21 protein-coding genes and 1 pseudogene are annotated in these 23,534 nt (G+C 61.0%); 12 read left to right on the forward strand and 10 right to left on the reverse strand.

The genetic code is table 11. The features are described from left to right. Positions 1-9 precede the first annotated feature (9 nt). Positions 10-390, reverse strand: coding sequence for a YkvA family protein (locus FHT75_RS34330; protein ID WP_097596331.1), 381 nt, complete (start codon positions 388-390; stop codon positions 10-12). Between the two features lie 256 nt (positions 391-646). On the opposite strand from FHT75_RS34330, the gene FHT75_RS34335 reads away from it, so the two are divergent. Together FHT75_RS34335 and FHT75_RS34340 are read left to right on the forward strand one after the other, a co-directional pair. After that, a complete protein-coding gene (locus FHT75_RS34335) occupies positions 647-2,050 on the forward strand; it encodes a DegQ family serine endoprotease (protein ID WP_097596330.1) in 1,404 nt (467 codons plus the stop codon). Next, complete coding sequence (locus FHT75_RS34340; protein ID WP_097596329.1) at positions 2,047-3,363, forward strand: replication-associated recombination protein A; 1,317 nt, start codon at positions 2,047-2,049, stop codon at positions 3,361-3,363. The genes FHT75_RS34335 and FHT75_RS34340 overlap by 4 nt, the downstream gene beginning before the upstream one ends. A 33-nt stretch (positions 3,364-3,396) precedes the next feature. Here the strand turns inward: FHT75_RS34340 and FHT75_RS34345 are convergent, their stop codons facing one another. The 4 genes from FHT75_RS34345 to FHT75_RS34360 form a co-directional block, all read right to left on the reverse strand. After that, complete coding sequence (locus tag FHT75_RS34345) at positions 3,397-4,071, reverse strand: VIT1/CCC1 transporter family protein (protein ID WP_047619905.1); 675 nt, start codon at positions 4,069-4,071, stop codon at positions 3,397-3,399. A gap of 254 nt (positions 4,072-4,325) precedes the next feature. Next, the gene (locus FHT75_RS34350; protein ID WP_047619875.1) at positions 4,326-4,637 is read right to left on the reverse strand and encodes a DUF1883 domain-containing protein; all 312 of its coding nucleotides are present in this window, start codon (positions 4,635-4,637) and stop codon (positions 4,326-4,328) included. A 114-nt stretch (positions 4,638-4,751) separates the two neighbouring features. Then, entirely contained in the window at positions 4,752-4,982 is a 231-nt protein-coding gene (locus FHT75_RS36165; RefSeq protein WP_246713036.1) for a hypothetical protein, read from the reverse strand. 9 nt (positions 4,983-4,991) lie between these two features. After that, positions 4,992-5,150 carry a hypothetical protein gene (locus tag FHT75_RS34360; RefSeq protein ID WP_155295777.1) on the reverse strand — a complete coding sequence of 53 codons (159 nt, stop codon included), beginning with the start codon at positions 5,148-5,150 and terminating at the stop codon, positions 4,992-4,994. A gap of 185 nt (positions 5,151-5,335) precedes the next feature. On the opposite strand from FHT75_RS34360, the gene FHT75_RS34365 reads away from it, so the two are divergent. Further along, positions 5,336-6,283 carry an alpha/beta fold hydrolase gene (locus FHT75_RS34365; RefSeq protein ID WP_183845740.1) on the forward strand — a complete coding sequence of 316 codons (948 nt, stop codon included), beginning with the start codon at positions 5,336-5,338 and terminating at the stop codon, positions 6,281-6,283. Positions 6,284-6,327: 44 nt separating this feature from the next. On the opposite strand, the gene FHT75_RS34370 is transcribed toward FHT75_RS34365, so the two are convergent. Both FHT75_RS34370 and FHT75_RS34375 read right to left on the reverse strand, forming a co-directional pair. Next, a complete protein-coding gene (locus FHT75_RS34370; protein WP_183845741.1) occupies positions 6,328-7,332 on the reverse strand; it encodes a ketopantoate reductase family protein in 1,005 nt (334 codons plus the stop codon). A gap of 155 nt (positions 7,333-7,487) precedes the next feature. Then, positions 7,488-8,339 carry an oxidoreductase gene (locus FHT75_RS34375; RefSeq protein WP_183845742.1) on the reverse strand — a complete coding sequence of 284 codons (852 nt, stop codon included), beginning with the start codon at positions 8,337-8,339 and terminating at the stop codon, positions 7,488-7,490. Positions 8,340-8,464: 125 nt separating this feature from the next. Here FHT75_RS34375 and FHT75_RS34380 point away from each other — a divergent pair, with 125 nt between their 5' ends. Further along, complete coding sequence (locus FHT75_RS34380) at positions 8,465-9,352, forward strand: LysR family transcriptional regulator (protein WP_183845743.1); 888 nt, start codon at positions 8,465-8,467, stop codon at positions 9,350-9,352. 92 nt (positions 9,353-9,444) lie between these two features. Then, the gene (locus FHT75_RS34385) at positions 9,445-10,488 is read left to right on the forward strand and encodes an alpha/beta hydrolase (protein ID WP_183845744.1); all 1,044 of its coding nucleotides are present in this window, start codon (positions 9,445-9,447) and stop codon (positions 10,486-10,488) included. 49 nt (positions 10,489-10,537) lie between these two features. Here FHT75_RS34385 and FHT75_RS34390 read toward each other — a convergent pair whose 3' ends face one another. The 3 genes from FHT75_RS34390 to FHT75_RS34400 form a co-directional block, all read right to left on the reverse strand. Continuing rightward, the gene (locus tag FHT75_RS34390; protein WP_183845745.1) at positions 10,538-11,161 is read right to left on the reverse strand and encodes a carboxymuconolactone decarboxylase family protein; all 624 of its coding nucleotides are present in this window, start codon (positions 11,159-11,161) and stop codon (positions 10,538-10,540) included. Positions 11,162-11,224: 63 nt separating this feature from the next. Then, the gene (locus tag FHT75_RS34395) at positions 11,225-12,757 is read right to left on the reverse strand and encodes a PAS-domain containing protein (protein WP_183845746.1); all 1,533 of its coding nucleotides are present in this window, start codon (positions 12,755-12,757) and stop codon (positions 11,225-11,227) included. Positions 12,758-12,917: 160 nt separating this feature from the next. After that, positions 12,918-14,930 (reverse strand): helix-turn-helix domain-containing protein, encoded by a 2,013-nt coding sequence (locus FHT75_RS34400; protein ID WP_183845747.1) that lies wholly within the window; start codon positions 14,928-14,930, stop codon positions 12,918-12,920. 120 nt (positions 14,931-15,050) lie between these two features. Between FHT75_RS34400 and FHT75_RS34405 the strand changes: the two genes are divergently transcribed. The 7 genes and pseudogenes from FHT75_RS34405 to FHT75_RS34440 all read left to right on the forward strand — a co-directional run. Further along, on the forward strand, positions 15,051-16,295 hold the full coding sequence (locus tag FHT75_RS34405; protein WP_183845748.1) for an MFS transporter: 1,245 nt from the start codon (positions 15,051-15,053) through the stop codon (positions 16,293-16,295). After that, positions 16,292-17,683, forward strand: coding sequence for an amidohydrolase (locus FHT75_RS34410; RefSeq protein WP_047619896.1), 1,392 nt, complete (start codon positions 16,292-16,294; stop codon positions 17,681-17,683). The genes FHT75_RS34405 and FHT75_RS34410 overlap by 4 nt, the downstream gene beginning before the upstream one ends. Before the next feature lie 635 nt (positions 17,684-18,318). After that, positions 18,319-19,368 carry a LacI family DNA-binding transcriptional regulator gene (locus tag FHT75_RS34420; protein WP_047619897.1) on the forward strand — a complete coding sequence of 350 codons (1,050 nt, stop codon included), beginning with the start codon at positions 18,319-18,321 and terminating at the stop codon, positions 19,366-19,368. Further along, positions 19,368-20,987: an acyl CoA:acetate/3-ketoacid CoA transferase gene (locus FHT75_RS34425; protein ID WP_063473391.1), complete on the forward strand. Its 1,620-nt coding sequence runs from the start codon at positions 19,368-19,370 to the stop codon at positions 20,985-20,987. The genes FHT75_RS34420 and FHT75_RS34425 overlap by 1 nt, the downstream gene beginning before the upstream one ends. Continuing rightward, positions 20,980-21,759 carry an enoyl-CoA hydratase/isomerase family protein gene (locus FHT75_RS34430; RefSeq protein WP_047619901.1) on the forward strand — a complete coding sequence of 260 codons (780 nt, stop codon included), beginning with the start codon at positions 20,980-20,982 and terminating at the stop codon, positions 21,757-21,759. Before FHT75_RS34425 ends, FHT75_RS34430 begins: the two co-directional genes overlap by 8 nt. Continuing rightward, positions 21,759-23,279, forward strand: a complete 1,521-nt coding sequence (locus FHT75_RS34435; protein WP_063473392.1) for an aldehyde dehydrogenase family protein — start codon at positions 21,759-21,761, stop codon at positions 23,277-23,279. Before FHT75_RS34430 ends, FHT75_RS34435 begins: the two co-directional genes overlap by 1 nt. 88 nt (positions 23,280-23,367) lie before the next feature. Next, positions 23,368-23,534, forward strand: a pseudogene (locus FHT75_RS34440) (sugar ABC transporter substrate-binding protein); the annotation flags it as partial.

Genomic DNA, 23,534 nt, shown 5'->3' on the forward strand with positions numbered 1-23,534 from the left:
TGGTGCCGTTCAGGCGAGCCTGCTGAGTGCCAGAGCCAGGAAGATGATGCAGGCGAGCCAGACGGCAAGGATGAAGATCATTCCGAGACGACTGGAAGGGCGCTCGATGCGCTTTGCCGCCTCCGTGCGAAGCTCGATCATCACCTCCACCGGCACGAGCCGGATAGCCAGCATGATGCCGAGCGGCACGATCAGGAGATCGTCGAGATAGCCGAGCACGGGAATGAAATCGGGGATGAGATCGATCGGCGACAGCGCGTAGGCGGCAACGGTGCCGGCCACCGCTTTGGCATGCCAGGGCACGCGTGGATCGCGAGCGGCAAACCAAAGGGCCACGATGTCACGCTTCAGTGACTTCGCCCAGAGTTTGGCTTTCGATATCAGTTGCATGGCCAATCTTCCTGAATCAAATTCACAATGACTTCAACCGGTTTCCGAGGCGTCCTCTCGCCTTATTCTTCCATGCTTCCGCCCTCTTTCCTTTCTAGCGTCGGGCCGCAGAACAGGACGATTTTAGGCCGGTCGGCCTAAAATCTGAATCCTGTTCGCAATTAAATAGTTAGAGCATGATGTCGTCCGAAAACCGCTCACATTTTTCGGCATCATGCTCTAAAACGTTCCTCAAGAGGATTCAAAAGGGATACCCATGCAAGGCCTGTTCAAGCGCGCGTCCGTCTCGCTCTTCGCTCTCATGCTCATTCTGCCGGCCGCGGCCCATGCGCAGACTGCAAAGACCGTCCCAGAGAGCCAGATGCAGATGCAGCTCTCCTTCGCGCCGCTCGTCAAACAAACGTCAGGCGCCGTCGTCAATGTCTATGCGGAAAAGATCGTCCAGCGGCAGTCGCCCTTTGCCGGCGATCCTTTCTTCGAGCAGTTTTTCGGCCAGCAGATGCCGAACCGTTCGGAAAAGCAGTCCTCGCTGGGCTCCGGCGTCATCGTCGAGGCGAACGGCACTGTCGTCACCAACAATCACGTCGTCGAAGGCGCCGACGACATCAAGATCGCGCTGTCGGATGGCCGCGAATTCCCTTGCAAGGTGGTGCTGCGCGACGACCGCGTCGATCTTGCCGTCCTGAAGATCGATACCAAGGAAAGCTTCCCGACATTGCCGATCGGCAATTCCGATTCGGTCGAGGTCGGCGATCTCGTGCTGGCGATCGGCAATCCCTTCGGCGTCGGCCAGACGGTGACGAGCGGTATCGTCTCGGCACTGGCCCGCAACCAGGTGGTCAGGAACGAGTTCGGCTTCTTCATCCAGACCGATGCCTCGATCAATCCCGGCAATTCCGGCGGCGCCTTGATGAACATGAAGGGCGAGCTGATCGGCATCAACACGGCGATCTTCTCCCGCGGCGGCGGCTCGAACGGTATCGGCTTCGCCATCCCCGCCAATCTCGTCAAGGTCTTCCTCGCCTCGGCCGATGCCGGCGTCAAATCCTTCGAGCGGCCCTATGTCGGCGCCAGTTTCGATGCCGTGACTTCTGAGGTGGCTGAAGCGCTCGGGCTGAACAAGGCCCGCGGCGCGCTCGTCGTCAAGGTCTCGGAAGGTGGACCGGCGGCCAAGGCCGGGCTGAAGGCCGGGGAAATCGTCACCGCCGTCGACGGCATTTCCGTCGAACATCCGGATGCGCTGCTCTACCGGCTGACGACGGCCGGTCTGGGCAAATCGGTCAAGCTCACCGTCGTCGAGAACGGCCGCGAGGAGCAGCTGCCGCTGTCGCTCGACCGCGCCCCGGAGACCTCGCCGCGCGACCAGCGCACGATCGGCGGCCACACGCCGTTTACCGGCGCCGTCGTCGAGAACCTGTCGCCGCGGGTTGCCGACGAGTTGCGCATGCCGCCGGAATCGGCAGGCGTCGTCGTCTCCGAGGTGAAAGAGGATTCGCCTGCCGCGCGTTTGGGCTTCGAGCCGAAGGATATCATCGTCTCGATCAACGGCACGGATGTGAAGTCGACCAGCGAACTGTCCGAGATCGCCGATAGCGACCCCGGCCTCTGGCGTGTGGAAATCGAGCGCGACGGCCAGCGCATCCGGCAGTTTTTCCGATGAGCAACGATCTCTTCGCGCCGCGTGTTCCGGAGGAGGTCGCCGCCAGGCGGCCGCTTGCCGACCGGCTGCGGCCGAAGACGCTTGCCGATGTCACCGGTCAGGAACACCTGACCGGTGAGGATGGCGTGCTGAAAAGAATGATCGAAAGCGGCTCGCTCGGCTCGATGATCTTTTGGGGGCCGCCAGGCACCGGCAAGACGACGGTGGCGCGGCTGCTTTCGGGCGAGGCCGGGCTGGCCTTCGAGCAGATATCGGCGATCTTTTCCGGCGTCGCCGATCTGAAGAAGGTGTTCGAGACAGCCCGCCTGCGGCGCATGGACGGCCGTCAGACGCTGCTCTTCGTCGATGAGATCCATCGTTTCAATCGTGCCCAGCAGGACAGTTTCCTGCCGGTCATGGAGGACGGCACCGTCATCCTCGTCGGCGCCACCACCGAGAACCCGTCCTTCGAGCTCAACGCCGCTCTCTTGTCGCGGGCCCGTGTCCTCACCTTCAAGTCGCATGACGAGGAGAGCCTGGAGGAACTGCTGAAGCGCGCCGAGGCGATCGAGCAGAAGCCGCTGCCGCTGACCGAGGAGGCGCGCTTCAGCCTGATCCGCATGGCCGACGGCGACGGCCGGGCGGTGCTGACGCTCGCCGAAGAGGTCTGGCGCGCCGCGCGCGAGGGCGAGAGCTTCGATACCGAGGGCCTGACGCGCATCGTCCAGCGCCGTGCCCCAGTCTACGACAAGGCGCAGGACGGGCACTACAATCTGATCTCGGCGCTGCATAAATCCGTGCGCGGCTCGGATCCCGATGCAGCGCTCTATTATCTCGCCCGCATGTTCGATGCCGGCGAAGACCCGCTCTATCTCGGCCGGCGGCTGGTGCGCATGGCGGTGGAGGATATCGGTCTTGCCGATCCGCAGGCGCTGGTGATCTGCAATGCCGCCAAGGATGCCTACGACTATCTCGGCTCGCCGGAAGGCGAACTGGCGCTGGCGCAAGCCTGCATCTATCTCGCCACCGCGCCGAAATCGAATGCCGTCTACACCGCCTTCAAGGCGGCCGGCCAGGCGGCAAAGCAGAACGGTTCGCTGCTGCCACCCAAGCATATCCTCAATGCGCCGACCAAGCTGATGAAGGGAGAAGGTTACGGCGAGGGCTATCGTTACGATCACGACGAGCCGGATGCCTTTTCCGGCCAAGATTATTTCCCGGAGAAGATGGGCCGCCAGACCTTCTACGATCCGCCGGAGCGCGGTTTCGAGCGCGACATCCGCAAGCGGCTGGAATGGTGGGCGAAACTTCGCAAGGAGCGCAATCCGCGCTGACGGGTTTATGCCTGTTGGGTTGGCGAAGGGGGCTCACCCGCCAAGAGCGATCGCTATTGCAACCAGAAGCAACCCGAGAGAAGTCATCGTCATCCCTGCGCGAAAAGGCCTGCCTCCCGAAAATCTCGCCCACGCATAGCCCGTCACAAACAGCAGCATGATGAGAAACAGGTTGCTGACTCTCAGAGCTAGGTGCGCGCTGTCGATGAGAAGGAAAGGGGTCACTGCCGGAATGGAGGTGATCGAGACCAGAAAGAAGACCGCAATGGCGGCACAGAGATCACCTTTCGATAGGGACACCTTCACAGGATCGGCCCGAGATGCAAGCGTCAGGAGTGATCGATAGAGCGTGTCCGCGTCCGCGGCCTTTGCAGAAAACGGTGCTTCTTCGATCGGGAATTCTTTCGCGAGCATCTCAAGCGCCGCAGCTTCGCTTCTGGCGGCTTTAATTTGCCGAAAAAGGCGCAGCCGTCTGCTTTTGTAAAACGTCGTACCCAGAATGAACAACACGGCATCAATGATCCCCCAAGCGACGTTGCATCCGATTGTTGCGACGATCAACTCGTGGACATCTAACCCTTCATCCTCAAAAACGAGCCTTGAACCTACCGTAAATGTCAGCGCCATGATCAATCCGAAAAGGACTTCACCGAGCGCATCGCCGGGATCGATGATATGGGTGATACGACCGATCGGGCTCGAAGTCATGGACTGCCCCCAGGTGATGAAGATCATGGCCCGCTGTTCCTCACGCTCTAGCAGAGCATGAATGAGGAGCCGACTTGCAACTGGCGGCGCGGGGCAAGCCTCGCGACCACAGAACTGTGACCGACGTCGCGGTCTGATTCATTGATCGCAATCAACGATCGGCAGGATTGGGCGTCTCGTGATCACGGTTTTTCGACAGAGCAGCTTCAGCGCTTGCTTTTGCGCGTCCGAAAGATGCGTGGGTGCTGTAAAATTCAGGAGGGCCGCGGCGTCTTCTGATTTGCGGGCGCCGCGATCACCTTGACGGCGGATTCCGCAAGCCCGTGATGGCCCTCCATGTCTACGACGACATGCCAGTGGCCGCTTTCCGGCACGGCGATCCTGATCGGCGATTTGCGCGCCACGCCACCGATATATTTGAAATCGAGAACCTCGGTGAACCGCTGAAAATTCGGTGACGTCATCAGCCGGACATTGTTCACCGCATTCAACGACACCTCGACGATCGTTCCGGCCCGTTGTTCCTTGATATCGTAATGGGTAAAGCGGAAATTCGGTTTCGGCATTGGTCTCGTGACATCTGAAGTCTCTGCGCCAGTATTTTAGCAACATGCCAGTTAAGGAAAGGTTGGAATTGGTCTCTTCGTTCTCCCGCCGGGAAAACGGCAGGAGAACGCGATTTAATGGATATGCGCCGCGCCGCGTGCAAAGGGCATAAATTCGAGCACAATCCCCGCAGCCGCCCTGTGGATATCGGCCAAGCGGCAGTTGCATTCCGAGGCGGCAAAGTGGAGGGCGGCCGCCTCATTGATGAAGCGCCCGCCGACCAGGCCCTCGCGATCGTGGACGATCCAGCGGCCGCTTCTGTCGGGGCCGACAGTGAAGCGTGAAGAAGAGGAGGCCGTTATCATGAGCCAGCCTCAGAGCCAGCCGAAAATGACGTAGAGCTCGACACAGGCAAGCACCACGCCGAAGACGATGAACGCCTGGGCGGTGCGCCTCTCGCGCATCTGCCGGCTGCCGCGCGTGATCCTGTAGGGGCGAAGAGGCCGGAAACCGGAGGACATGAGATTTCGCATGGCTTTTTGACCTTTGCAGTGATGGCGAAAGGCTACTGCCGCTTGCGATAGGAAATCCATTCGGAGAGAGGGGCGAAAATATAGAAATGGCATAAAGGCCGATGGCAGAAATTTCGAAGCGCGGTGTCGGAAACGCATGATCGCCGCCGTCCTTGCGATATCGAAGCAAACATGGGAGCAAGGACATGTCGAAGATGACGCTGATTTCGATGATCGCAACGGCTGCCGCATTCCTGGCCGCACCCGATATGTCAGGTGCTGAAAGTGGAAGGCCTGTCATCGAGGACAATAAGGCCGTAGCGCCGATGGTCAGGAAGGGAAGCGTGCCGGTCAACGGCATCGATTATTACTACGAGATCCGCGGGGAGGGCGAACCGTTGCTGCTCCTTCACGGCGGCCTCGGGCAGATCGAGATGTTCGCGCCGGTCATGCCCATCTTCACCGACCACCGCCAGGTGATCGCCGTCGACCTGCAGGGCCATGGCCGCACGCCGCTCGGCAAACGGCCGATCGAGCTTCCGGCGATCGGCGCCGATCTCGCGATCCTGGTGAAGCAGCTCGGTTACGACAAACTCGACGTCTTCGGTTATTCCTTTGGCGGCGGGGTGGCGCTGAACATGGCGGCGAAAGCGCCCGACCAGGTGCGCCGGTTGGTGATACTCTCTGCACCCTATGCGCAGAACGGCTTCTTCCCGGAGATGCTGCCGCAGCAGGCGGCCGTCGGCGCCGGCATGGCCGAGATGATGAAGGACACGCCGATGTTCCTCTCCTACAAGGCGGTGGCGCCTGACGTTTCCGAATTTCCGAAGCTGCTCGACGCCATGGGCGCGCTGATGCGTGAACCCGCCGACTACAGCGATGCGGTCGCGAAGCTCACCATGCCGGTCATGCTGATCTATGGCGATGCCGACATGATCCGCCCCGAGCATATGGTCGACTTCTATCACAAGCTCGGCGGCGGTCTGCGCGATGCGGGCTGGATGCGGGAAAACATGTCGAAGAACCGGCTGGCGATCCTGCCCGATCTCACCCATTACGAGACCTTCGCCTCTCCCCTCATGGCGAATATGGCAATGACCTTCCTCGATGGCGGCGGCAAGGCGCCGAATTGGGCCGAGCAGGTCGGAAAGTAAGTCAAGGCGGCCGGGTTTCTCCCGGCCTTTCTTTTTCTCCGCAGTCAGCGGCCGCGCTGGTTTTCCCGATCCAATTGCGTCACCAGCGCCAGGATCGTTTCCGAGACTGGGGTCGGAACGGCACTGAGGCGCCCGAGCGCCACCACCATGCCGACCAGCGGCGTGATTTCGAGCGCCTTGCCGCCGATCAGATCCTGCAGCATCGATGTGCGCACGGCGCCGATATGGCGCGATTGTTCGAGCCGCTGCTCGACGGTCATGCTGAAACGCGCGCCCAAGGCCTCGCCGACGGCGCGGACCTCGTTCATCACTTTACCGACTGTGGTCGAAAGTGCCGGATCCGCCATGATGTCGGTCATCAGCGCCCTGGTCAGCGCGCTGATCGGGTTGAAGGCGGTATTGCCCATCAACTTGCTCCAGATCTCGTCACGAATAACAGCCGTCGTCGTGATGTTGAGGCCGGCGTCGGTCAACACCGCGGCGATCGCCTTGAGATCGGCCGACATCTCGCCTGAGGGCTCGCCGAGCACGAAGCGGCCGTTGTTGGCAAGCTGGATCTCGCCGGGATTGATGACCTCTGCCCCTTGATAAGCGACGCAGCCGATCACCCGTTCCGGCCCGATCAGTCGCCAAAGCCTGCCGCCGGGATCGAGCTCGTCGAACTGCAGCTCGGCATGCCGGCTCAGGATATCGCGGTGAAAATACCACCACGGAATGCCGTTGAGGATCATGACGACGCGGGTGCCTTCCTTGAGGAGGCCTGCAATACCTTCGGCAGCGGGTGCCAGCTGATGCCCCTTGAGGCCGGTGATGACGAGATCCTGCGGCGGTAATGTCCTGGGATCGTCGGTTGCGGTGAGGCGGACATTGAGCGACCTTTCCGCACCGGCTTCGCGCAGGCCGAGACCATTGTCGCGGATGGCGTCGAGATGGGCTCCACGCACGACGACGGAGATGATGGCGTCGTTTCCGGCGTGGCTTGCAAGCTTGACGGCGATAGCGCCGCCGAGCGCCCCGGCGCCATAGATGCAGATGGACTTGATGGACATGCTCGCCTCTTCAGGGTGGTGATCGAACCTAGATCTAGGCCATTCCATACGCGAGGCGAACGCTAATTTGCCGCATGCTGCACTTTCCTGCACTCACGGCGCGCAGCCGCCTCATCCCGGAGATCCGGGAAGCAGCGGCTGCCCCACCTTGGTCTTCAGGCCGAGCCTGTTGCCTCGCTTGGAAAATCCGTGGACAAAGCGAGCTGGCGCCAGGCGGCAAGTTCCTTTTCGACGCTGGCGTGTTGCTCCTCGATGACGGCCACCGTATCGCTGCCGAACGGCATGCGCAGCGGCGGATTGGGCGTATTGGCGAGCGTCATGATGCCGGCGGCAAGCTTGGCGGGATCGCCGGGCTGGGTATGGTTGGCATCAACAGCGAAATTGCGCATGTTGCCGGCCGGCGTGCCTTCGTAATCGGCGATGGAGGCAGGGCTGACCGCCAGCGATGTGTCGGCGAGGAAGTCGGTGCGGAAGAAGCCAGGCTCGACGATCGTCACTTTGATGCCGAAAGGTTCGAGTTCGGCGGCCATCGATTCGGACAAGCCTTCGACGGCGAACTTCGTCGAGCCGTAGACGCCCCAGCCGGGATAGCCGAAATAACCGCCAATTGAGGAAAAGTTCAGGATGTGGCCGGAGCGCTGGCGGCGCATATGGGGCAGCACGGCGCGCGTCACCTTCAGCAGACCGAAGACGTTGGTGGCATAGAGCCTCTCGATCTCTTCGGCCGTGGCTTCCTCGACAGCGCCAAGCAGGCCGTAGCCGGCATTGTTAGCGAGAATATCGATGCGGCCGAAGCGGGCGATGCCGGCAGCCGCAGCCTCTTTCGCCTGCGCCTCGTTGGTGACGTCGAGGGCGACGGCAAGCAGGTTCGGGTGGTCGCCCAACTGCTCGGTCACGGTCTTCGGGTTGCGGGCGGTGGCGATGACGGCATCGCCTGATGCGAGGGCTTCTTTGGTCATCAGCGCGCCGAAGCCGCGGGATGCACCAGTGATGAACCAGACTTTCATGACGAATTCCTTTCGAACTATTCGGTTGGCGGTGGCATCTCTGTGCCGACGAGGTGAATTTGACTGAAAATTCGTTGCTGTATAAGATTTGTTATTCTTGAAGCTATGATGAGCTTTATTCAGTAATGCGCGCCACCGAACTCTCCGAACTCGCGGCTTTCGCCGCCGTCGCGCGGCACAAGAGCTTTCGCAAGGCAGGCGAGGAGCGGGGCGTCACTGCGTCCGCGGTCAGCCATGCCGTGCTCAATCTCGAAGACCGGATCGGCATCCGCCTGCTCAACCGCACGACGCGCAGCGTCTCGCTGACGGAGGCCGGCGAACTGTTGATCTCGCATCTTGACCCGGCCTTCGGCGAGATGGCGGCGGCGCTCGATGCGCTGAACCGCTACCGAGACACGCCCTTCGGCAAGGTGCGGATCAACGTGCCGAATTCGATCGGCCCCTTCGTCATCGGCCGCATCATCGGTCCGCTGTTGACAAAGAACCCCAATTTGCAGCTGGAGATCAACGCGACCGATAGGTTGGTCGATATTGTCGAGGAGGGTTTTGATGCTGGCATCCGCTTCGGCGAGCGCGTCACCGAGGGCATGATCGCGCTGCGCATCAAGCCGCGCATCCGTCTGGTCGTCGTCGGTTCGCCCGCCTATTTCGAGACCCGGCCGAAACCGGCGACGCCGCATGAGCTCAAGCGCCATCTCTGCATCCAGAACATGTTTCCATCAGGTGCGCGCTATGCCTGGGAGTTCGAGAAGGATGGCCAGACCGTGAGCTTTCAGCCGACCGGGCCGCTGTCGCTCGACGATCACGAGCTGATGATGCAGGCAGCACTTAGCGGTGTTGGCCTTGCCTATATCTGGGAGCCGCGCGTGGAGAAGGCGATCGCCGGCGGCGAACTGATCCAGGTGCTGGACGACTGGTGCCAGCCGGAGGAACCGCTCTATCTCTACTATCCGAGCCGCCGCCATATGTCGGCGGGTTTCAGGGCTGTTATCGACGCGATAAGAGCGGAGTAAAAAAGGTCGGGATTGGCATCCGTCACCCTTTTGACTCCCATGGGCGAACTGGCCAATGATGCTGCCGTGACCCGCATCATCGGGAGAGGTTGATGAACGATCGGATTTTGTCTGCCGGTAATCGAAGGCTCGCAAGGCGGCTCGGATGTCTGTTGCCTGCGCTTACTGCGATGGCGTTGCTGGCATCCGGCGTGTCTGCGCAGGACATTGGGCCGCAAAGCCAGGCCTCGCGTGAGCAGGTCGAAAAACTCGTCGGCCTTTGGAAGAAACACTTTGCCGGCGCCGACAGCCTGCAGCAGCGGCGGACGGCCTTCAGAACGCTGATGGAGACGACGCCGGGACCGACGCGCATCCAGGTCCGGCAGGTCGATGCCGACGGCGTCGATGCCGAACTGATGTGGCCCGCCCGACTTCATCACCCGATCGGCCAAAGGGTGATCCTCTATATCCATGGCGGCGGCTTTTCCAGCGGCTCCATCCGCACGCACAGCCTGCTTGCCGGCTCGCTCGCCAAGGCCGCATCGAGCGACGTTCTTCTCGTCGATTATCGGCTGATGCCGGAATATGGCTATCCCGCGCAGATCAACGACACGCTGACCGCCTACCGCTGGCTTCTCGACAACGGCTATCGGAGCGAGAACATCATCGTCGCCGGAGACGGCGCCGGCGGCAATATTGCGATCGAGACAGTGCTGCGGCAGATGCAGGTCGCAAAGCCGTTGCCGGCGGCTGTGATTGCGCTCAGCCCCATTACCGATCTTGCCGCGACGGGCGGATCGATGACATCGAATGCCGAAAGCGATCCGCTGGTCGGCAAGGACTGGATCGAGACCTTGCGCAAGACCTATCTCCGCACCCGGTCTCCGACCGATCCTCAGGCCTCGCCGCTCTATGCCGACATGACTGGCTTTCCGCCGCTGCTGCTGCAGGTCGGCTCCGGCGAAGTCCTGCTGGACGATACGTTGCGGCTCGCCGACAAGGCGCGCCAGGCGGGGGTGGACGTCACCACCGAGGTCTGGCCGGGCATGCCGCATCAATGGCAGCTGTTTCCCTCGCTGCTCGACGATGCCGACCGATCGAGCCAGAACATCGCCGAATTTGCGATCCGGCATTTTGCGGACAAACCACAGGAGTAGGGCCGCAGGGGAATAGGGGGCGCAGGAGCAGGCGCCCTCGGTCATCGCATCATTGCGATGTGCCACGAGACGGTGAGGGCGCCAGAGGCCGCTCCACCTCCCGGCCGACGCTGAGTGTCTTTCGCATATTCGGCTCCAGCCGCTCGATATAGGCGTGGTCGGGTGCAGCGCCCAGCGCATCCAGCATTTTCGAGAAGAAACACCGGGCCGCGGCCGCAGCCGTGACGTCGAAGACATCGGCATCGCTCAGTCCGTGTTTTTTCAACCCGTCTATATCCTGCTGGGTGACCGACGTCGCATCGCGCGCCACTTTGGCGGCAAAGGCCATGATCGCGCGTTCGCCGGCATCGATCGGCGCCTTGTCCGTCTCGTTGACAACTGCCGTCAGCCCGTCGCTGGTGAAACCCTCGCGCAGCAGCACCGAGCCGTGCGCCAGCATGCAATAGGAGGATTTCAGCTCCTTGGCTGCCGCCAGCGTCACCAGTTCATAGCGCCTGAGGCTCATATGGCTGCGAATGCTCGAAAGCAGCGCCGCCCAGCTCTCCATCACCTCCGGCCGGTGGCCGAAGGCCCGGTACATGTTCGGCAGATATCCATAATTCGCCTCGGCCGACGCATACATCGACGTCGTCTTCTCGCTGGCGGATGCATTGGGGGTGTGAATGAAAGCCATGGCGTGATCCTCCTCTATTGCGAGAAGGATAGGGTAGATATGGCGGACAGCAATCCTGAAACGTCAGGCCGCGTCATTGGTCGCGGAAGCGTTACCGCTTCTCTTGATGGGAAGGGTTACGGTGAATGTCGACCCGCATCCTTTTGCGCTTCGAACCTCTATCGAGCCGTTATGCAGCTCGACGATCTGCTTCACCAGATTGAGGCCGATACCCGTTCCGGCAATCCCGATCGACGTCCGGGCACGAAAATAGCGCTGGAACAGCCGGGGCACGTCTTCCGGATCGATCCCCACACCGTCATCGCTGACCGAAACTTTGACGTTTCCTGTCTCTGCCCATGCCGTGACGCGAATTTCGGAGGTTCCAGGCGCGTATTTGACGGCATTGGAAAGCAGGTTGGTAAAGACCTGTGCCAAAGTGCGGGGATCGCCATCGATGAACTCGGGAAGCCCATCTATGTCCAAAACAAAGCTGTGCGTCTTTGCGATCGTCGACTGCCGCTCGCAGCAGGTTCTTATCAATGATCTTAATGCGCAAGCGGTGTAGCTGATATCGATCTTGCCGGTATCGAGGCGTCCGGCCGACAGGATGCTCTCCATGAGATCGACAATCCGGTTCACCGATGCGCGGATCTGATCGACCTTGTCGCTGAGAAATTCGGGTTCGACCGCCCCTCGTTTACGCAGCAGCCGCTGGGCAGCGGCGTCGATGATGGCAAGCGGGGTCCTGAATTCATGCGATGCCATCGCCACGAACTGCCGCTGCAATTCGTTGATGTTCCGCTCCTGCGTGAGCATGCGTTCTAGTTCCCGCGCTTGCCGCTCGACTTCCGCCGTACGACTCTTCACCGTCGCTTCGAGCTGATCGTGATGCCGGCGCAGCTCTTCGGCAAGGCGCACGGTCTTGGTGACGTCTTCATGGGTGGCGACGTATCCACCGTTTTGCATCGGATTGTGGGTGATCTTGATAACCCGCCCATCGGTGAGCACGATGTTCTGGCTGGCTACCGTACCGCGGGCCGTCGCTTCGAAAACGACATCAAAATAGGTCGCGGTATCGGCCGGGCCATTTCCCTCCCGGCTGCGATAGGCCAGGATATCCACGAGTGGCGTCCCCGGTTGCGTCAGCAGGTCCGGCAGATTGTACATCCGCGCGTAGGAGGGGTTGCACAATATCAGGTTCTTGACGGAATCGAACATGCACAGCCCATGCGGCATGTTGCTGAGGGCTGCGTCGAACCGGCGATGTTGTTCGGCCAGGCTGTCTTCGACGCGAATGAGCGTCGAGATGTCTTCATAGCTGAGGATCCAGCCTCCATCCTTCGATGGCGCGCAGGTCAATGAGATCATCCGTCCGTCGGAAAGTACGAACTGAGACGTATGCGGTTTGCCGATCGCCGATCGCCGGGATGCCACCGCACGGCAGTCGGCGCCCAACAATCCGTCGATAGCCATTCCCTTGCGGATGGCGCCTTCCGGAAGGCCGAGAATATCAAGCGTGCGGGAATTGAACGCCGTTACCGCACTGGCAGGATCGAGCAGGACAATGCCCTGAGGCAGGCTCTCCAGAATGGATTCAAACGAGTGTGGCATCATCCGGTCCTGCTTCAGATCTGGTGCGTTGCACGTCTGCGTAGCATTGGTCAGAAACGATAAAGTTTCGCTAATGTCTGTCGGTGGGAACTGCTCGACGGAAAGCTGGGGGAATACGGCTCTCCGGCATTCTTCTATCTTTCTCAGATAGGCGAACCAGCGTTCAGGGGGAAGTTGCTTTGCGTCTGCCTGCAGGCCGCGGCGAACCGTAGGTCGACTTCAGGTGGAACGCCAGGCTGAGCAACAGATAGTCATCCTTGTTGTCGATGTCCTTGCCCATCAACAACTGCGCCCGCTGCAGCCTTTGATAGAGGGTGTTGGTGTGTATGCCGAGGCAGGCCGCTGCCTTGGACGCTGATTTTCCGCTCTCGATGTAGGTTTCCAGGGTCCTGAGAAGGGCGTCGCCGTTTGCTTCCTTCTCGAAGGGAGCGAGTATCTGATCGGCGAATTCGAGGATATCAGCCGCGGATTGTTTGCGCAGCAGTCTGTCGATGCCGGTCTCGCTGTGCATGAGGATGCCCGCCCGATGCCGCATGCTCATGAGATGCGCGGCCTCGACAGCCTGTGCGGCGCCTTCCGGATAAGGATGGGGTGCGCTTTGAATGAGGCTCGCCCCGCAGCACCATCCCTCAGCTACCGCCTGATCTCCGATGGATGCCAGATTCGTCCGCAGGGCCTCCTCGGTGGCAGCGCAAAACAGCAGGAAGACGCCTTCATCGGTATAGAATGACAGCTGGTTGCGGATCGTCGCCGCCTTCAACGCCTGCTGCAGCGTTCTCTGCAGGAACAGGCTCTGGTTCTGGGCGCTCCCTTGCTCATGCCTGATAAAGATGATCTGGCAGTACTTCCTGATCTGGAAGCCGAACCGGACGGCGCCACCCGATGTGGCCTGATCATCCTTTCCTAAAACCTCGAAGTGCTTCCGTTTCCTGCTGTTGAGGATATCGTCGTGTGAGGCGCTGCGGACAATTTCGAGCGCGACGAAAGCGGAAACCACGCCGAGGATCGCCGCGCAATAGCCTGCATTGTCGCCGCGCTCGGAACGAAAGGTTCCGACGACGTCGTCGGCGACACGGACGGGATGCACGAATATGCTTTCTCGCTGGCGCAGGCCACCGTCGAGGAGTGAGGCCGGCACGTCCTTCGTCGTCTTCGGCTCCTTCCATCCCTTGGAGCCGAACGTCGTTCCAAAAATATCGGCATAGTGGAAATCGATGCCGTAATGGGTCGCGATCTCGTCCAGATGTTCGCCGAGCGGCCGGTGGTGCGTGAAGATGGACAGGATGTCGTCATGGGCCGAGAGCGAGCGCGCCAGCTCTGCGTTGCGCCTTTCGATCTCCAGCCGCATCCGGTTGATGCTTTCATTCGACCGAACGGCCTGCTCGTAGGCCTGCGACTTCTTGTAGGCGATGGCAAGCTGCGTCGCCACGGCCGCAAGCAGGCCTACGCTGAATGCGCCATAGGCGGAGCCCTGCCGAAACGACATGACGGTCAGCGTTCCCAGCGTCGTCGTGTCGGTCCTGATGGGAACGCAGATGAGGCTGTGAGAGAGACGCTGTTCGGATAGGAAGCGAACGTTTGGCGCACGCAGATTCGCATGGGCATCTCTGATATCGGCGGCCGAGTTCAGCAGGACGGGTGTTCCGGTCGAGAAGACGCTGCCGGAGATCGATTCCTGAGGCGTGATGCGATAATTGTAATAATCGTCGTCGAAGCCGACTTGTGACACCGGAATGAGGAGACCTGAGGCCTCGTCGTAAAGTCTCAGGACGCCCGCGTCGCTCTCGGCTATCACGCTCAGCGTCTGCTCGAGCGCGTTGACGTTGATCTCGTTCGGATCGAGGGAGTCGAGGACATTGCGATTGATGGCGTTCATGGCCTGGACGGCGCGGTTCTGAAAGCGGATGACTGTGCTGAGTACGATCTCCTGCAGATGCGCAAGGGCGATTTCAGCGTGGGCACCGGGTATTCGCACCTCGCAGATGGCCCCGGCAAAATAGGAAATATCGGCGATCAATATGGCGTCGTCGCCGTCGCGGTGATGGCTGAATCCGATCGCAGGTTCCGGCGCGTCGGTCTCCGAAACCATCGGCCGGCCCGTAACCCGCCGCCAGCTGATGCGAGGTCGATCCCGCAGGCGCAAAAGCGAAGCCTCGATTTCGTCCATGATCGTCATGTTGGCAACCTTGTGTCTTTTCACATAAATAAACCGAGCATGATGTGTGTTTCAACATCCAAAAGCGACTGCTCACATATTAAGCATGTTTTATAAACGCTCAAAAAAGGGGAGCATTCCATGCTTAGTCAAATCAAGCGAAGGCACGTCATTGTTGCGATGCTGTTTGTCTGCTGGGTCGTCGGTTTCCTCGACAAGACCGCGATCAACATCGCCATCATTCCGATCGTCGACGAGTTCCACCTGACTTCCGAACAGTCCGGGATGATCATCAGCGCATTCTTTCTCGCCTATTCTCTGACGCAGCTCGTCGGAGGATACCTTGTCGATCGGCTGGGAACCCGATCGGTCTTGACCTCCGCAGTCGGTATCTGGTCCCTCGGCACGGTCGCATGCGGCGCTGTCAGCTCCGCCATGGGGCTCGCCGTGTCGCGCGTCCTGGTCGGAATGGGCGAGGCTGTCTTCCCGGCGGGAAGCTCGGTCGCCATAACCGAGAACTTCAAAAAGGAGAGCATGGCGAGGCCGAAATCGGTCATTCAGTCGGGAGCCTCTGTCGGCTTTGCCGTAGGCTCGCTGGTAACCACGGCCTTGATCGCCTACTTCAACTGGCGCTTCATGTTCGTCACCCTCGGCTTGGTCGGACTGGTTCTTGCGATCGCGCTCTATCTGGTCATGAAGCCAGTCGCCGGCGCGGCTTCGATCTCCGCCGGCCCGAAAACGGCAAAGTCGGAAAAAGCTCGGATCACGGCGTTGCTCAAGAATGCACTGACCTGGAAGATCGCCCTCTGCTACTTCTTCACCAACATCGTCTTTTGGGGTCTCCAGTCCTGGCTCCCGTCCTATTGGGTGAAGGTCAAGGGCATGAGCATGATGTCGATGGGCGCCTATTCGGCAATCCCGCCGACGCTCGGCTTCCTGTCCTTCCTGTTCTGCGGCTGGCTGCTCGACCGCTATTTCCACAAGAAGGAAAAGTATCTCATCTGCATCGGCGCCCTGGTGTCGGCGGCGTTCATCTATCTGATGGCCAACGCTTCCTCCATCCCGCTGGCCTTCTTCTATCTCACGGTTTCAAACGTCTTCCTGAACGCGATCTCGATCAGCGTGTTCGTGACGATCATGAAACATTACCCCAGCCACTCGGTGGGGACAGCGACGGGCCTGATCAACTCCCTGGCCCAGATCGGATCCTTCGTCTCGCCGACAGCGATCGGGGCCATCCTGCACGCCACAGACCAGAATTATCAGACAGCCTTCCTGGCGATCATCGGCTGCGCTGTCGTGACCTTCGCCGTGGCGGCGACGCTTCCGACCGGAAGCAAGGACGAACTGGTCGCCGATCAAGCAATTCCAGGACTGGTGAAATGACATATATCGACATCATCGAGCGCGTGCTCACCGACAAGGCGGAAGGGCTGCAGTCGGCAGCCAATGAAATCTGGTCTTTCGCCGAAATCCGCTATGAAGAGTACAAGTCGGCCGCATTGCTCGCCGACCTTCTCGAAGCGGAGGGGTTTGCCGTCGAGCGCCGGGCCGGCGGCATCGAGACGGCTTTCGTCGCAAGCTACGGCGAGGGACAGCCGGTCGTGGCGATCCTGGGCGAGTTCGATGCGCTTCCCAATCTCAGCCAGGAGGGCGAGGTCGTCGGATATAAGCCCATCATCCCCGGCGGCAACGGCCATGGATGCGGGCATAATCTGCTGGGTGTCGGTTCGCTGGCCGCTGCCATGGCGCTCAAGGCCTGCAAGGAAGAACTCGGGCTTGCCGGTACGGTCCGCTTCTACGGCTGCCCTGCCGAAGAGGGCGGTGGCGGCAAGGCCTTCATGGCCCGCGAGGGATTGTTCGATGGCGTCGACGTCGCCTTCACCTGGCACCCGTGGGATGAAAACCTGGCCTATCATGCAAGAATGCTGGCGACGAACCAGGTCTATTTCAGCTTCCGTGGCGTCAGCGCGCATGCGGGCTTCGAGCCCCATCTCGGGCGGAGCGCGCTCGATGCCGTCGAGCTGATGAATGTCGGGGCGAACTTCCTGCGCGAGCACATCGTCCAGGACGGCAGGATTCACTATGCGATAACCGATACCGGCGGAAAGGCGCCCAATGTCGTGCAGTCGCAGGCCGAAGTGCTCTACAAGGTCCGCGCGCCGCTGATGGATCAGGTGCGCGACATTACCGAGCGGGTCAAGGACGTGGCGCGCGGAGCGGCGCTGATGACCGGAACGGAGGTCGAGATCACCTTCGATGCAGCCTCTGCCGACCTGATCCCGAACGCCACGCTGGCAGGCGTCATTCACCAGGAACTCGGCAAGATCGGCGGAGCGTCCTTCTCCAACAGCGAGAAGGCGTTCGCGGCGGAGATCCAGAAGACTTTTCCCAAGGACGTTCAAGCGCGCATCGAGAAGCGCGGAACGATCCTCTCCGCACATGTCAACGAGTTTGAGGAAAAGCCGACGTTCCTGCACGGTTCGACCGATGTCGGCGACGTCAGCTGGATCGTTCCCACCGGACAGGTCTACATGGCGACATCAGCCTACGGAACGCCTCCGCATAGCTGGCAGATGGTTACGCAAGGCAAGACCTCCTACGCGCATAAGGGAATGCTTCAGGCCGGCAAGGTCATGGCCGCCGCCGCCGCCAGATGTCTCCAGGACAGCGAGTTGATCGTCCAGGCGAAGCAGGAACACGTCAGGGAACTCGGAGGCGCTTCCTACAAGCCTCTCATCCCGCTCGAGACGAAGCCGATGAAGGTCCGCTAGGCAAATGCGGACGGTTATGTGAGCCATGGAATAGTTACGAGCAACAGCGAGCGGCGAGGGGACTTCAGCCGAGTTTGGCTAGTTGCTCCTCCAGCAGATCAAGGCTGTCCTCTCCGACCTCGTTGACATCATTCGGCATGGGATCGCCGGTCTCCTGGTAAACAAGCCAGGCGACGTACATGGCCGCCGTCGCAGGGCGGCCCTGGCTTCGGACGCGTCGGGTTCGATGCGCTCGATGTGTGCGACGAAAGCCGCGGCAACGGTTGCCAAGCGCCGTGCTTGTTCGCGTTGCGGCAGGCCGGTCAACTCGGCGCGCAGTTTCATGTCTCCATGCTCTCCACTGAGTTTGTCGCAAAGTTTTTAACACAGATAGAAGCCCTTCCGGCTTGTCCCAGAAGGTCTGCCGATTGCGGCGCATTGCTCGTGTTTAGATCGGTCGAAAAAATCGAACGATGGCGCGTAACGGGTCGTCCTTTTAGAACGTTCCAATTCTAGAATGAAGGGTTCTGCGACAATTAGAAAGTCATTACGCCGAAAATAGCCAATAAATGGCATCAGATTAAGATTTCTCTTGACAGAATTGGAACGTTCCAAATATTTAACGATCAATCAACGTTTGGTGTTCGGAGGAAGAGGTGACGAAGGCGCGGGTGACCGTCATCGATATCGCAAAGGCGGCTGGCGTCTCCAAATCGACGGTTTCGCTCGTGCTTCAGGGCTCTTCCCTGGTCAATGAGGGGACGCGGTCCAAGGTCAATGCGGTGATGCGCGAGCTGGGCTATGTCTACAATCGCGGCGCAGCCAATCTTCGCCAAGCCGGCGCCAAATCGCGGATCATCGGGGTCGTCGTGAACGATCTGACGAACAGCTTCTTTGCGGAGCTGGCAGTCGGCGTCGACATGGTCGTTCAGTCGGCCGGATTCGTGCAGTTCCTGTCGAACACCAGTGAGAGCATCGACAGGCAGCGCGAGGTCGTCGCATCGATGCGGGAACATGGCATTTCCGGGCTCATCGTGTCGCCGGCGCGCGCCACCGATGCTGCAGACTTCAAGCCGCTCGTCGCGGCAGGCATACCGGTGGTGGTCGTCGTGCGAAACCTGCCCGGCGCCAAAGTCTCGTCGATCGTCTCCGACAACCGGGCCGGCATGATGTCGGCGGTCAAACATTTGGCGGGGCTTGGTCACAAGCGCATCGCTTTTCTCGGCGGTTTTCCCGACACCGCCGTCTTCGACGACCGCCTTGCCGGTTACCGAAGCGGCATGGAAGCAGCCGGGCTCGACTACCACCAAGAACTTGTCGTCTCGTCGGCGCCGTCGCGCGCCGGCGGGGTCGAGGCGATCGGAAAAGCGCTCGTTCTTACCGACAGACCGACGGCGGCCGTCTGCTTCAACGATGCCGTCGCCTTCGGTGTTTGCGACGGACTGCGCGCGCGCCGTCTGGAGCCCGGCTCCGACTTCGCGGTCGTGGGTTTCGACGACGTCATAGAGGCTCAGGCGGCGGTTCCGGCGCTGACAACGGTCTCGGTCGATCCGCAAGGCATTGGGCGCCGCGGCGCGCAGATGCTTCTCAAGCAGATCAACGCGGGCAAGGCCGAGGCGGAGACGGTGACAACAGCCGTTCGGCTGGTCGTCCGCGAGAGCTGTGGAGCCGGCATGAGCGTCAAAATCAAACAGGACTCTGTCTAATGCCAACGAAGAAGCATCTCACCCCAACCGAAGCGGCCGCGCTGATCCCGGATGGCGCTGTTGTCACGGTGTCGTCTTCGAGCGGTCTCGGCTGCCCGGATCTGATGCTGAAGGCGATCGGCGAACGTTTCGATGCGACCGGCCATCCCAAGGATATTACCACCCTTCACCCGATCGCTGCCGGCGATATGAGCGGCATCAAGGGCGTCGACTATATCGCCAAGAAGGGACTGCTCAAACGCATCATCGGCGGCTCCTATCCCTCCGGTCCGTCGTCATCAGAGCCGCCACTGATCTGGCAGATGATCACCAGCAACGAGATCCCGGCCTACAACATTCCCTCCGGCATTCTTTTCGACATTCATCGTGAAGCCGCCGCCAAGCGACCAGGCGTCCTGACCAAGATCGGCATCGATACATTCGTCGATCCAGAGCGGCAGGGTTGCGCGATGAACGGCCTGGCGTCGGAACATCCGGTGGTCAAGCGTGTCAGCTTCGAAGGCGACGACTGGCTGTTTTTTCCCGCGATCGTCCCCAAGGTCGCCATAATCCGCGCCACCACGGCCGACGAGCGCGGCAACCTCACCTACGAACATGAAGGCGCCTATCTCGGCGGACTTGATCAGGCCCTGGCCGCCCGCAACAATGGCGGCATCGTCATCGCCCAGGTCAAGCGGATCACCAAGGAAGGCTCGCTGAAGCCGCATGACGTCCGTGTGCCCGGAATGCTGGTCGATTATGTGGTCGTCGATCCGGAGCAGAAGCAGACGACGCAGACGCAGTACGATCCGGCGATTTCGGGGGAGATCTTCCGCCCGCTCGATAGTTTCAGCGTCCCGGAGTTCAATGTTCAGAAAGTCATCGCGCGCCGTGTCGCGCAGGAACTTCAGACGGGAAGCTGCGTCAATCTCGGCTTCGGCATCTCGGCCAACGTGCCGCGCATTCTGCTGGAGGAGGGGCTCCACGGCGCAGTCACCTGGGTGATCGAGCAGGGTGCCGTCGGCGGCGTGCCGCTGCTCGACTTCGCCTTTGGCTGCGCCTCCAACGCCGACGCCTACATGCCGTCTCCCTATCAGTTCACCTATTTCCAGGGCGCAGGCTTCGATGCCTCGCTGCTGTCCTTCCTTGAGATCGGCAAAGACGGTTCGGTCAATGTCTCCAAGCTCTCCTTCCGGCCGCATGTGACGGCTGGCGCCGGAGGCTTCGTCGACATCACCGCGCGGGCGAAGAAGATCGTCTTCTCCGGCATGTTCAACGCCGGAGCGAAGCTTTCGATCGCCGATGGCGCGCTACTGATCGAGAAGGAAGGCAAGTTGAAGAAACTCGTCAACGAGGTCGAACATGTCACCTTCAGCGGTAGGCGCGCGATCGAGCAAGGGCAGGATATCACCTATGTCACCGAGCGGTGCGTGATGAAGCTGACGCGCGATGGCATCGTCCTCACCGAGATTGCCCCTGGCGTCGATCTCCAGTCCCACATCCTCGATCAATCGGAGTTTCCATTGATCGTCGCGCCTGATCTGAAGGTCATGGACGCGGCGCTCTTCGCGGAGGCAGCGATCGGCCTGTCGCTTCCAGAAAAAAAGGCACGCACGCTGGAGGGCAGCTTCCATGGCTAGCGGATCCGTCAGAATTGACGTCGATGGACATGTTGCGACGCTGACGATTTCTCGTCCGGAGAAGCTGAACGCGCTCGACCTGGACATGCTGAAAGCGCTGGCGGATGCGGCTGACGAGGTGGAGGCGAACGCCAATGTGCGCGCTGCCATTCTCACGGGCGAAGGAAAGGGCTTTTCCGCCGGTGGCGATATCAAGGCCTGGGGCGGAATGTTGCCTCAGGAGTTCGGTCATCTCTGGGTTCGCCACGGCCACCGTATTTTCGAAAGACTGGCGACACTCAGGGTGCCGTTGGTCGCGGCTCTGAACGGCCACGCTCTCGGAGGAGGGCTTGAGCTTGCGGGCGTCGCGGACATTCGCCTCGCCGAGCAGCACATCAAGATCGGCCTGCCGGAGACCGGCCTTGGCATGGTGCCGGGCTGGTCCGGGACGCAGCGTCTTGTGCGCCGGTTCGGGGCGCAGGCCGTCCGGCGTATGGCCCTGGGTGGCGAGATATTCACCGCCGAGGAGGCACGCCTTCTCGGGATCGTGGACGCGGTTGTTCCCACAGGAAACGCGCTGGCCGCTGCCAAGGAATATGCGCAGCGGATTGCTGCAAGGGGGCCGGCTGCGACCGAGATCGCGAAGTTGATGATCGCATCGGCGAACGGCGAAGACAACGGAACCGCGGTCGAAGCCCTGGGCTCGATCCTCGCTGCGAAGACCGGCGATCTGAAGGAGGGCGTCGCATCATTCAGCGAGAAGCGCCCGGCAACGTTCAAGGGAGAATGGTAATGACGGTCCTCGTCAACCCCACGGCACTGAGCAACCACAGAGCGCGTGATTTCAAGATGCTCATCGACGGCAAATGGGAGGCAGGCTCCTCCGGTCCGATCGAGCGTGTCGCGCCAAGCCATGGTGTCGTGGTCAGCCGCTTCCCGACGGGCAGCAGCACGGACGCCGAGCGGGCGATCGCCGCGGCACGCAGGGCCTTCGACCTTGGGCCGTGGCCGCGGATGACCGCTTCCGAACGTTCCGCCATCCTGCTCAAGGCCGCCGATCTGATTGCGACGCGTGCGGAGGAGCTGGCATTTCTCGATGCGATCGAGGCGGGAAAGCCGATCACGCAGGTGCGGGGAGAAATTGCCGGATCCGTTGACATATGGCGCTACGCGGCAGCGCTCGCACGTGACCTCCACGGCGAAAGCTACAACACGCTCGGCGATGGCACATTGGGGGTCGTGCTGCGCGAAGCGATCGGCGTGGTGTCGATCATCACGCCCTGGAACTTCCCGTTCCTGATCGTCGGCCAGAAGCTGCCGTTTGCCTTGGCCGCCGGCTGCACCACCGTCGTCAAGCCCTCGGAACTGACCTCGGGATCGACGCTCGTGCTGGGAGAAATCCTGCAGCAGGCCGGCATTCCCGATGGTGTCGTCAATATTGTCACCGGCCGGGGACCTGAGGTCGGCGCGGTCATGACGTCGCATCCTGACGTCGATATGGTGTCCTTCACCGGCTCGACCGGCGTCGGCAAGCTGACCATGGCGAATGCCGCCCAGACGCTGAAGAAGGTTTCGCTGGAGCTGGGTGGGAAGAACCCGCAGATCGTATTCCCGGATGCCGATCTTGATGCATTCATCGATGCCGCGGTCTTCGGCGCATATTTCAATGCCGGCGAGTGCTGCAATGCCGGCTCACGGCTGGTCCTTCATAAATCAATCGCTGCCGATGTCGTCAGGCGGATTGCCGAATTGTCGAAGGCGGTGAAGGTCGGCGATCCCCTCGACCCTTCGACGCAGGTCGGTGCCATCATCACGCCGCAGCATCTGGAGAAGATATCGGGATATGTCGCCGGCGCCAGAAGCAGCGGCGCCCGCGTCGCTTATGGCGGCGAGACGCTCGATCTCGGCATGGGGCAGTTCATGTCGCCGACGATCCTCGAAGAGGTCACCCCTGATATGGCCGTGGCGCGTGAGGAAGTCTTCGGGCCGGTCCTGTCGGTCCTGACATTCGAGACATCAGCCGAAGCCATCAGGATCGCCAATTCCATCGACTACGGCCTGTCGGCCGGTGTCTGGAGCCGCGATTTCGACACCTGCCTGACGATCGGGCGGTCGGTGCGGGCGGGCACGATCTGGATGAACACCTTCATGGACGGCGCCTCGGAGCTTCCCTTTGGCGGTTACAAGCAAAGCGGCCTCGGCCGCGAGCTCGGCCGTCATGCGGTCGAAGACTACACGGAGACCAAGACGCTGAACATGCATATCGGCAAACGCACCAATTGGTGGATGCTGCAGACGGAAAAGCCGGCTTAGCCGGCGGCCGAACTACGCTCGAGGAGGGCGGGTGATTGGTGCGGGAATGGGTCCCGCATCTTCCAAACTGGAACTGGGAGGTTCTTCGATGAACAGGTTTTTGACCACGACCGCAATGATCGCATTGGCTCTGGCCAGCGCTAGCGTGTCCGTACGCGCAGCCGACGTGAAGGAAGTGCAGATGCTGCACTGGTGGACGTCGGGCGGCGAGGCAGCGGCGCTGAATGTTCTGAAGCAGGATCTGTCGAAGGAAGG

The organism is Rhizobium sp. BK112, from assembly GCF_014193215.1.
In the GTDB taxonomy this organism is placed as follows: Bacteria; Pseudomonadota; Alphaproteobacteria; order Rhizobiales; family Rhizobiaceae; genus Rhizobium; species Rhizobium anhuiense.

Bases quoted from the DNA above. Each gene is read 5' to 3' on its own strand.
- FHT75_RS34390 (WP_183845745.1), bottom strand. From the start codon at position 11,161: ATGGCTTTCATTCACACCCCCAATGCATCCGCCAGCGAGAAGACGACG.
- FHT75_RS34375 (WP_183845742.1), bottom strand. From the start codon at position 8,339: ATGAAAGTCTGGTTCATCACTGGTGCATCCCGCGGCTTCGGCGCGCTG.
- FHT75_RS34335 (WP_097596330.1), top strand. From the start codon at position 647: ATGCAAGGCCTGTTCAAGCGCGCGTCCGTCTCGCTCTTCGCTCTCATG.
- FHT75_RS34365 (WP_183845740.1), top strand. From the start codon at position 5,336: ATGTCGAAGATGACGCTGATTTCGATGATCGCAACGGCTGCCGCATTC.
- FHT75_RS34350 (WP_047619875.1), bottom strand. From the start codon at position 4,637: ATGCCGAAACCGAATTTCCGCTTTACCCATTACGATATCAAGGAACAA.
- FHT75_RS34385 (WP_183845744.1), top strand. From the start codon at position 9,445: ATGAACGATCGGATTTTGTCTGCCGGTAATCGAAGGCTCGCAAGGCGG.
- FHT75_RS34340 (WP_097596329.1), top strand. From the start codon at position 2,047: ATGAGCAACGATCTCTTCGCGCCGCGTGTTCCGGAGGAGGTCGCCGCC.
- FHT75_RS34400 (WP_183845747.1), bottom strand. From the start codon at position 14,930: ATGACGATCATGGACGAAATCGAGGCTTCGCTTTTGCGCCTGCGGGAT.
- FHT75_RS34330 (WP_097596331.1), bottom strand. From the start codon at position 390: ATGCAACTGATATCGAAAGCCAAACTCTGGGCGAAGTCACTGAAGCGT.
- FHT75_RS34435 (WP_063473392.1), top strand. From the start codon at position 21,759: ATGACGGTCCTCGTCAACCCCACGGCACTGAGCAACCACAGAGCGCGT.
- FHT75_RS34410 (WP_047619896.1), top strand. From the start codon at position 16,292: ATGACATATATCGACATCATCGAGCGCGTGCTCACCGACAAGGCGGAA.
- FHT75_RS34395 (WP_183845746.1), bottom strand. From the start codon at position 12,757: ATGATGCCACACTCGTTTGAATCCATTCTGGAGAGCCTGCCTCAGGGC.
- FHT75_RS34430 (WP_047619901.1), top strand. From the start codon at position 20,980: ATGGCTAGCGGATCCGTCAGAATTGACGTCGATGGACATGTTGCGACG.
- FHT75_RS34425 (WP_063473391.1), top strand. From the start codon at position 19,368: ATGCCAACGAAGAAGCATCTCACCCCAACCGAAGCGGCCGCGCTGATC.
- FHT75_RS34360 (WP_155295777.1), bottom strand. From the start codon at position 5,150: ATGCGAAATCTCATGTCCTCCGGTTTCCGGCCTCTTCGCCCCTACAGG.
- FHT75_RS36165 (WP_246713036.1), bottom strand. From the start codon at position 4,982: ATGATAACGGCCTCCTCTTCTTCACGCTTCACTGTCGGCCCCGACAGA.
- FHT75_RS34370 (WP_183845741.1), bottom strand. From the start codon at position 7,332: ATGTCCATCAAGTCCATCTGCATCTATGGCGCCGGGGCGCTCGGCGGC.
- FHT75_RS34345 (WP_047619905.1), bottom strand. From the start codon at position 4,071: ATGACTTCGAGCCCGATCGGTCGTATCACCCATATCATCGATCCCGGC.
- FHT75_RS34405 (WP_183845748.1), top strand. From the start codon at position 15,051: ATGCTTAGTCAAATCAAGCGAAGGCACGTCATTGTTGCGATGCTGTTT.
- FHT75_RS34380 (WP_183845743.1), top strand. From the start codon at position 8,465: ATGCGCGCCACCGAACTCTCCGAACTCGCGGCTTTCGCCGCCGTCGCG.